The organism is Cedecea sp. (genome assembly GCF_036500665.1).
Classification (GTDB): domain Bacteria; phylum Pseudomonadota; class Gammaproteobacteria; order Enterobacterales; family Enterobacteriaceae; genus Cedecea.
In genome coordinates, this window is the sequence record NZ_DASYBS010000011.1 from 1 (window position 1) to 7,584 (window position 7,584).

Consider the following 7,584-nt stretch of genomic DNA (forward strand, 5'->3'; position numbering starts at 1 on the left):
CCGGCAAGGCTGACCGTGTAGGCTTTAGATTCGAAGACGGCAAAAAAGTCCGTTTCTTCAAGTCTAACAGCGAAACTATCAAGTAATTTGGAGTAGTACGATGGCGAAACTGCATGATTACTACAAAGACGAAGTAGTTAAAAAACTCATGACTGAGTTTAGCTACAATTCTGTCATGCAAGTCCCTCGGGTCGAGAAGATCACCCTGAACATGGGTGTTGGTGAAGCGATCGCTGACAAGAAACTGCTGGATAATGCAGCAGCAGATCTGACAGCAATCTCCGGTCAAAAGCCGTTGATCACCAAAGCACGCAAATCTGTTGCAGGCTTCAAAATCCGTCAGGGCTATCCGATCGGCTGTAAAGTAACTCTGCGTGGCGAACGCATGTGGGAGTTCCTTGAGCGTCTGATCACTATTGCTGTACCGCGTATCCGTGACTTCCGTGGCTTGTCCGCTAAGTCTTTCGACGGCCGTGGTAACTACAGCATGGGTGTCCGTGAGCAGATCATCTTCCCAGAAATCGATTACGACAAAGTCGATCGCGTCCGTGGTTTGGATATTACCATTACCACTACTGCGAAATCTGATGATGAAGGCCGTGCTCTGCTGGCTGCCTTTGACTTCCCGTTCCGCAAGTAAGGTAGGGTTACTTCATGGCTAAGCAATCAATGAAAGCACGCGAAGTAAAGCGCGTTGCTTTGGCTGAAAAATTCTTCGCTAAACGCGCAGAACTGAAAGCTATCATTTCTGATGTGAACGCGACCGACGAAGACCGTTGGAACGCTGTTCTCAAGCTGCAAACTCTGCCGCGTGATTCCAGCCCGTCCCGTCAGCGTAAACGCTGCCGCCAGACTGGTCGTCCACATGGTTATGTGGGCAAGTTCGGGTTGAGCCGTATCAAGCTGCGTGAAGCCGCCATGCGCGGTGAAGTGCCTGGCTTGAAAAAGGCTAGCTGGTAATTGTCACCAATTGAATCACGGGAGTAGAGACAGATGAGCATGCAAGATCCGATCGCGGATATGCTGACCCGTATCCGTAACGGTCAGGCCGCGAACAAAGTTGCGGTCACCATGCCTTCCTCCAAGCTGAAAGTGGCAATCGCCAACGTGCTGAAGGAAGAAGGTTATATTGAAGAATTTAAAATTGAAGGCGACATCAAGCCTGAACTGGAACTGACTCTTAAGTATTTCCAGGGCAAGGCTGTGGTAGAGAGCATTCAGCGAGTCAGCCGCCCAGGTCTGCGCATCTATAAGAAAAAAGATGAGCTGCCTAAAGTTATGGCCGGCATGGGTATTGCTGTCGTTTCTACCTCTAAAGGTGTTATGACTGATCGTGCAGCGCGCCAGGCTGGTCTTGGTGGCGAAATTATCTGCTACGTAGCGTAATTGGAGGAATAAAATGTCTCGTGTTGCTAAAGCACCGGTCGTTGTTCCTGCAGGCGTAGAGGTAAAACTCAACGGTCAGGTTATTTCGATCAAAGGTAAAAACGGCGAGCTGACTCGTACTATCAACGATGCTGTTGAAGTTAAACACGCTGAAAATGCTCTGACTTTCGCTCCGCGCGAAGGCTTTGCAAACGCGTGGGCCCAGGCGGGTACCACTCGTGCGCTGTTGAACGCAATGGTTATCGGTGTTACCGAAGGCTTCACTAAGAAGCTGCAGCTGGTTGGTGTAGGTTATCGTGCAGCCGTTAAAGGCGACGTGGTGAATTTGGCCCTGGGCTTCTCTCACCCTGTCGAGCATAAGCTGCCTGCAGGTATCACTGCTGAATGTCCGACTCAAACTGAAATCGTGCTGAAAGGCGCTGATAAGCAGGCGATCGGCCAGGTAGCTGCTGATCTGCGCGCCTACCGTCGTCCTGAGCCATATAAAGGCAAGGGTGTTCGTTACGCCGACGAAGTCGTGCGTACCAAAGAGGCTAAGAAGAAGTAAGGTAACACTATGGATAAGAAATCTGCTCGTATCCGTCGTGCGACCCGCGCACGTCACAAGCTCAAAGAGCTGGGTGCAACTCGCCTGGTGGTACATCGTACCCCGCGTCATATTTACGCACAGGTTATTGCACCAAACGGTTCTGAAGTTCTGGTAGCTGCATCTACTGTAGAAAAAGCTATCACTGAGCAACTGAAGTACACTGGGAACAAAGACGCCGCTGCAGCTGTAGGTAAAGCTGTTGCTGAGCGCGCTCTGGAAAAAGGCATCACCGTTGTTGCTTTTGACCGTGCGGGTTTCCAATATCATGGTCGTGTCCAGGCACTGGCAGATGCTGCCCGTGAAGCTGGCCTTCAGTTCTAAGGTAGAGGTGTAAGATGTCTCACATCGAAAAACAAGCTGGCGAACTGCAGGAAAAGCTGATCGCGGTAAATCGCGTATCTAAAACCGTTAAAGGCGGTCGTATTTTCTCCTTCACTGCTCTGACAGTGGTAGGTGACGGTAACGGTCGTATTGGTTTTGGTTACGGTAAAGCGCGTGAAGTTCCAGCAGCGATCCAGAAAGCGATGGAAAAAGCCCGTCGCAACATGATTAACGTCGCGCTGAACCACGGCACCCTGCAGCACCCTGTTAAAGGTGTGCACACAGGTTCTCGTGTGTTCATGCAGCCGGCTTCTCAGGGTACCGGTATCATCGCCGGTGGTGCAATGCGCGCCGTTCTGGAAGTCGCTGGTGTTCATAACGTTCTGGCTAAAGCGTATGGTTCCACTAACCCGATTAACGTGGTTCGTGCAACTATCGATGGCCTGGCGAATATGAAGTCTCCAGAAATGGTCGCTGCCAAGCGTGGTAAATCCGTTGAAGAAATTCTGGGGTAATTGACCATGGCAAAGACTATTAAAATCACTCAAACCCGCAGTGCAATCGGTCGTCTGCCGAAACACAAGGCAACGCTGCTTGGCCTGGGTCTGCGTCGTATTGGCCACACCGTAGAGCGCGAGGATACTCCTGCTGTACGCGGTATGGTCAACGCGGTTTCCTACATGGTTAAAGTTGAGGAGTAAGAGATGCGTTTAAATACTCTGTCTCCGGCCGAAGGGTCTAAGCACGCTTCCAAGCGTCTGGGTCGTGGTATCGGTTCTGGCCTCGGTAAAACCGGCGGTCGTGGTCACAAAGGTCAGAACTCTCGTTCTGGTGGTGGCGTACGTCGTGGTTTCGAAGGTGGTCAGATGCCGTTGTACCGTCGTCTGCCGAAATTCGGTTTCACCTCTCGCAAAGCAATGATCACGGCAGAAGTTCGTCTGTCCGATCTGGCGAAAGTTGAAGGCGACGTAGTTGACCTGAACACGTTGAAAGCAGCAAACATTATCGGTATTCAGATTGAGTTCGCGAAAGTGATCCTGTCTGGTGAGGTAACTCGTCCGGTAACTGTTAGCGGCCTGCGTGTGACCAAAGGCGCTCGTGCTGCTATCGAAGCTGCTGGCGGTAAAATCGAGGAATAAGTAGCAGATGGCAAAGCAACCGGGATTAGATTTTCAAAGTGCTAAAGGCGGCCTCGGCGAGCTGAAACGCAGACTGATGTTTGTTATCGGTGCGCTGATTGTGTTTCGTATTGGCTCTTTTATTCCGATCCCTGGTATTGATGCCGCTGTACTTGCCAAACTGCTTGAGCAACAGCGAGGCACCATCATTGAAATGTTCAACATGTTCTCTGGTGGTGCTCTCAGCCGTGCTTCTATCTTCGCGCTGGGTATCATGCCGTACATTTCGGCATCGATCATCATTCAGCTGCTTACCGTGGTTCACCCCGCGCTGGCAGAGCTGAAGAAAGAAGGGGAGTCTGGTCGTCGTAAGATCAGCCAGTACACCCGTTACGGCACTCTGGTGCTGGCAATATTCCAGTCAATCGGTATTGCTACCGGTTTACCGAATATGCCTGGTATGCAGGGCCTGGTGTTAAACCCGGGCTTTGCATTCTATTTCACCGCTGTTGTAAGTCTGGTTACCGGGACAATGTTCCTGATGTGGCTGGGCGAACAGATTACTGAGCGTGGTATCGGCAACGGTATCTCAATCATAATCTTCGCGGGTATCGTTGCGGGTCTTCCGCCGGCCGTTGGCCATACCATCGAGCAAGCAAGGCAAGGCGACCTGCACTTCCTCCTGTTGCTGTTGGTTGCAGTATTAGTATTTGCAGTGACCTTCTTCGTTGTTTTTGTTGAGCGTGGCCAGCGCCGCATTGTGGTCAACTACGCTAAACGTCAACAGGGTCGTCGTGTCTATGCTGCGCAGAGCACACATTTACCGCTGAAAGTGAACATGGCCGGGGTTATCCCTGCGATCTTCGCCTCCAGTATTATTCTGTTCCCGGCAACCATCGCGTCATGGTTCGGGGGCGGTACCGGTTGGAACTGGCTGACAACAATTTCGCTGTATTTGCAGCCTGGGCAACCGCTTTATGTGTTACTCTATGCGTCTGCAATCATCTTCTTCTGTTTCTTCTATACGGCGTTGGTTTTCAACCCGCGTGAAACAGCAGATAACCTGAAGAAGTCCGGTGCATTTGTACCAGGAATTCGTCCGGGAGAACAAACGGCGAAGTATATCGATAAAGTAATGACCCGCCTGACTCTGGTTGGTGCGCTGTACATTACCTTTATTTGCCTAATCCCGGAGTTCATGCGCGATGCAATGAAAGTGCCGTTCTACTTCGGTGGGACCTCACTGTTGATCGTTGTTGTCGTTATCATGGACTTTATGGCTCAAGTGCAAACTCTGATGATGTCCAGTCAGTATGAGTCTGCATTGAAGAAAGCGAACCTGAAAGGCTACGGCCGTTAATTGTCGCTTGAGAAGTTACGGAGAGTAAAAATGAAAGTTCGTGCTTCCGTCAAGAAATTATGTCGTAACTGCAAAATCGTTAAGCGTGACGGTGTTATTCGCGTGATTTGCAGCGTAGAACCGAAGCATAAACAGCGTCAAGGCTGATTATCTCGCATATTTTTCTTGCAAAGTTGGGTTGAGCTGGCTAGATTAGCCAGCCAATCTTTTGTATGTCTATGCGTTTCCATTTGAGTATCCTGAAAACGGGCTTTTCAGCATGGGACGCATAATCTTAATAGTAGGAGTGCATAGTGGCCCGTATAGCAGGCATTAACATTCCTGATCAAAAACATGCCGTGATCGCGTTAACCTCGATCTACGGTGTCGGCAAGACTCGCTCCAAGGCCATCTGCGCTGCGGCGGGTATCGCTGAAGATGTTAAGATCAGTGAGCTGTCTGAAGAACAAATTGACACGCTGCGTGACGAAGTTGCCAAATTTGTCGTTGAAGGTGATCTGCGCCGTGAAGTGAGCATGAGCATCAAGCGTCTGATGGACCTTGGTTGCTATCGCGGTTTGCGTCATCGTCGTGGTCTGCCAGTGCGCGGTCAGCGTACTAAGACCAACGCCCGTACCCGTAAGGGTCCGCGCAAACCGATCAAGAAATAATCGGGGTGATTGAATAATGGCAAAGGCACCAATTCGTGCACGTAAACGTGTAAGAAAAACAGTCTCTGACGGCGTGGCTCATGTCCATGCTTCTTTCAACAACACCATCGTTACTATTACCGATCGTCAGGGTAATGCGTTGGGTTGGGCAACTGCCGGTGGTTCCGGTTTCCGTGGTTCTCGCAAATCCACTCCGTTTGCAGCTCAGGTTGCAGCAGAGCGTTGCGCAGAAGCCGTGAAAGAATACGGTATCAAGAACCTGGAAGTTATGGTTAAGGGTCCGGGTCCAGGCCGCGAATCAACTATTCGTGCTCTGAACGCCGCTGGTTTCCGCATCACTAATATTACTGATGTGACTCCGATCCCTCACAACGGTTGTCGTCCGCCGAAAAAACGCCGCGTATAACGCGTTCGTTTTCTAGGATTGTTGGAGAAAGAAAATGGCAAGATATTTGGGTCCTAAGCTCAAGCTGAGCCGTCGTGAGGGCACAGACTTATTCCTTAAGTCTGGCGTTCGCGCGATCGATACCAAGTGTAAGATTGAACAAGCTCCTGGCCAGCACGGTGCGCGTAAACCGCGTCTGTCTGACTATGGTGTGCAGTTGCGTGAAAAGCAAAAAGTTCGCCGTATCTACGGTGTGCTGGAGCGTCAGTTCCGTAACTATTATAAAGAAGCAGCTCGTCTGAAAGGCAACACCGGTGAAAACCTGTTGGCTCTGCTGGAAGGTCGTCTGGACAACGTAGTTTACCGTATGGGCTTCGGCGCCACTCGTGCAGAAGCACGTCAGCTGGTTAGCCATAAAGCAATTATGGTAAATGGTCGCGTTGTTAACATCGCTTCTTATCAGGTAACTCCGAATGACGTAGTCAGCATCCGTGAGAAAGCCAAAAAGCAATCTCGCGTTAAGGCCGCTCTGGAGCTGGCTGAGCAGCGTGAAAAGCCAACCTGGCTGGAAGTTGATGCTGCCAAGATGGAAGGTGTGTTCAAGCGTAAGCCTGAGCGTACCGATCTGTCTGCGGACATTAACGAACACCTGATCGTCGAGCTTTACTCCAAGTAAAGCTTAGTACCAAAGAGAGGACACAATGCAGGGTTCTGTGACAGAGTTTCTAAAACCACGCCTGGTAGATATCGAGCAAGTGAGTTCGACGCACGCCAAGGTGACCCTTGAGCCGTTAGAGCGTGGCTTTGGCCATACTCTTGGTAACGCACTGCGCCGTATTCTGCTTTCATCGATGCCGGGTTGCGCGGTGACTGAGGTTGAGATTGATGGTGTACTGCACGAGTACAGCACCAAAGAAGGCGTTCAGGAAGATATCCTGGAAATCCTGCTCAACCTGAAAGGGCTGGCGGTAAGAGTTCAAGGTAAAGATGAAGTTATTCTTACCCTGAATAAATCTGGCATTGGCCCTGTGACCGCAGCCGACATCACCCATGATGGTGATGTCGAAATCGTCAAGCCGCAGCATGTGATCTGCCACCTGACCGATGAGAACGCCGCTATTAGCATGCGTATCAAAGTTCAGCGCGGCCGCGGTTATGTGCCGGCTTCTGCCCGAATTCATTCGGAAGAAGATGAGCGCCCAATCGGCCGTCTGCTGGTCGACGCCTGTTACAGCCCTGTAGAGCGTATTGCCTACAATGTTGAAGCAGCGCGTGTAGAACAGCGTACCGACCTGGACAAGCTGGTCATCGAAATGGAAACCAACGGCACAATCGATCCTGAAGAGGCGATTCGTCGTGCGGCAACCATCCTGGCAGAACAACTTGAAGCTTTCGTTGACTTACGTGATGTTCGTCAGCCGGAAGTTAAAGAAGAGAAACCAGAATTCGATCCGATCTTGCTGCGCCCTGTTGACGATCTGGAATTGACTGTCCGCTCTGCTAACTGCCTCAAGGCAGAAGCTATCCACTATATCGGTGATCTGGTACAGCGTACCGAGGTTGAGCTGCTTAAAACGCCTAACCTGGGTAAAAAATCTCTTACCGAGATTAAAGACGTGCTGGCTTCCCGTGGTCTGTCTCTGGGCATGCGCCTGGAAAACTGGCCACCGGCAAGCATCGCTGACGAGTAACCGGATCACAGGTTAAGGTTTTACTGAGAAGGATAAGGTCATGCGCCATCGTAAGAGTGGTCGTCAACTGAACCGCAACAGCAG

General features: G+C 50.9%; 14 protein-coding genes and 1 pseudogene. All 15 read left to right on the forward strand.

Annotated features, from left to right (window positions below):
• Positions 1-86 (forward strand): annotated as a pseudogene (gene rplX / locus VGM55_RS01470) (50S ribosomal protein L24); the annotation flags it as partial.
• A 14-nt stretch (positions 87-100) separates the two neighbouring features.
• Positions 101-640, forward strand: coding sequence for a 50S ribosomal protein L5 (rplE, locus tag VGM55_RS01475; protein ID WP_126354312.1), 540 nt, complete (start codon positions 101-103; stop codon positions 638-640).
• Positions 641-654: 14 nt separating this feature from the next.
• Positions 655-960, forward strand: coding sequence for a 30S ribosomal protein S14 (gene rpsN, locus VGM55_RS01480; RefSeq protein WP_008457171.1), 306 nt, complete (start codon positions 655-657; stop codon positions 958-960).
• 33 nt (positions 961-993) lie between these two features.
• Positions 994-1,386, forward strand: coding sequence for a 30S ribosomal protein S8 (rpsH, locus tag VGM55_RS01485; RefSeq protein ID WP_008457173.1), 393 nt, complete (start codon positions 994-996; stop codon positions 1,384-1,386).
• 13 nt (positions 1,387-1,399) lie between these two features.
• Positions 1,400-1,933 (forward strand): 50S ribosomal protein L6, encoded by a 534-nt coding sequence (gene rplF, locus VGM55_RS01490; RefSeq protein WP_154189525.1) that lies wholly within the window; start codon positions 1,400-1,402, stop codon positions 1,931-1,933.
• 9 nt (positions 1,934-1,942) lie between these two features.
• Positions 1,943-2,296 carry a 50S ribosomal protein L18 gene (gene rplR / locus VGM55_RS01495; protein ID WP_008457177.1) on the forward strand — a complete coding sequence of 118 codons (354 nt, stop codon included), beginning with the start codon at positions 1,943-1,945 and terminating at the stop codon, positions 2,294-2,296.
• Between the two features lie 14 nt (positions 2,297-2,310).
• Positions 2,311-2,811, forward strand: coding sequence for a 30S ribosomal protein S5 (rpsE, locus tag VGM55_RS01500; protein WP_016538460.1), 501 nt, complete (start codon positions 2,311-2,313; stop codon positions 2,809-2,811).
• Positions 2,812-2,817: 6 nt separating this feature from the next.
• Entirely contained in the window at positions 2,818-2,997 is a 180-nt protein-coding gene (gene rpmD, locus VGM55_RS01505) for a 50S ribosomal protein L30 (protein WP_004846568.1), read from the forward strand.
• A gap of 3 nt (positions 2,998-3,000) precedes the next feature.
• On the forward strand, positions 3,001-3,435 hold the full coding sequence (gene rplO / locus VGM55_RS01510; RefSeq protein WP_008457184.1) for a 50S ribosomal protein L15: 435 nt from the start codon (positions 3,001-3,003) through the stop codon (positions 3,433-3,435).
• Positions 3,436-3,442: 7 nt separating this feature from the next.
• Positions 3,443-4,774: a preprotein translocase subunit SecY gene (gene secY / locus VGM55_RS01515; RefSeq protein WP_034499015.1), complete on the forward strand. Its 1,332-nt coding sequence runs from the start codon at positions 3,443-3,445 to the stop codon at positions 4,772-4,774.
• A 30-nt stretch (positions 4,775-4,804) separates the two neighbouring features.
• Complete coding sequence (gene rpmJ / locus VGM55_RS01520) at positions 4,805-4,921, forward strand: 50S ribosomal protein L36 (RefSeq protein ID WP_008457187.1); 117 nt, start codon at positions 4,805-4,807, stop codon at positions 4,919-4,921.
• A 146-nt stretch (positions 4,922-5,067) separates the two neighbouring features.
• Positions 5,068-5,424, forward strand: coding sequence for a 30S ribosomal protein S13 (gene rpsM, locus VGM55_RS01525; RefSeq protein WP_008457189.1), 357 nt, complete (start codon positions 5,068-5,070; stop codon positions 5,422-5,424).
• A gap of 16 nt (positions 5,425-5,440) precedes the next feature.
• A complete protein-coding gene (rpsK, locus tag VGM55_RS01530) occupies positions 5,441-5,830 on the forward strand; it encodes a 30S ribosomal protein S11 (protein ID WP_008457192.1) in 390 nt (129 codons plus the stop codon).
• A 34-nt stretch (positions 5,831-5,864) separates the two neighbouring features.
• On the forward strand, positions 5,865-6,485 hold the full coding sequence (gene rpsD / locus VGM55_RS01535) for a 30S ribosomal protein S4 (protein WP_008457194.1): 621 nt from the start codon (positions 5,865-5,867) through the stop codon (positions 6,483-6,485).
• Positions 6,486-6,510: 25 nt separating this feature from the next.
• Positions 6,511-7,500: a DNA-directed RNA polymerase subunit alpha gene (locus VGM55_RS01540; RefSeq protein WP_002919219.1), complete on the forward strand. Its 990-nt coding sequence runs from the start codon at positions 6,511-6,513 to the stop codon at positions 7,498-7,500.
• The last annotated feature ends 84 nt before the right edge of the window (positions 7,501-7,584 follow it).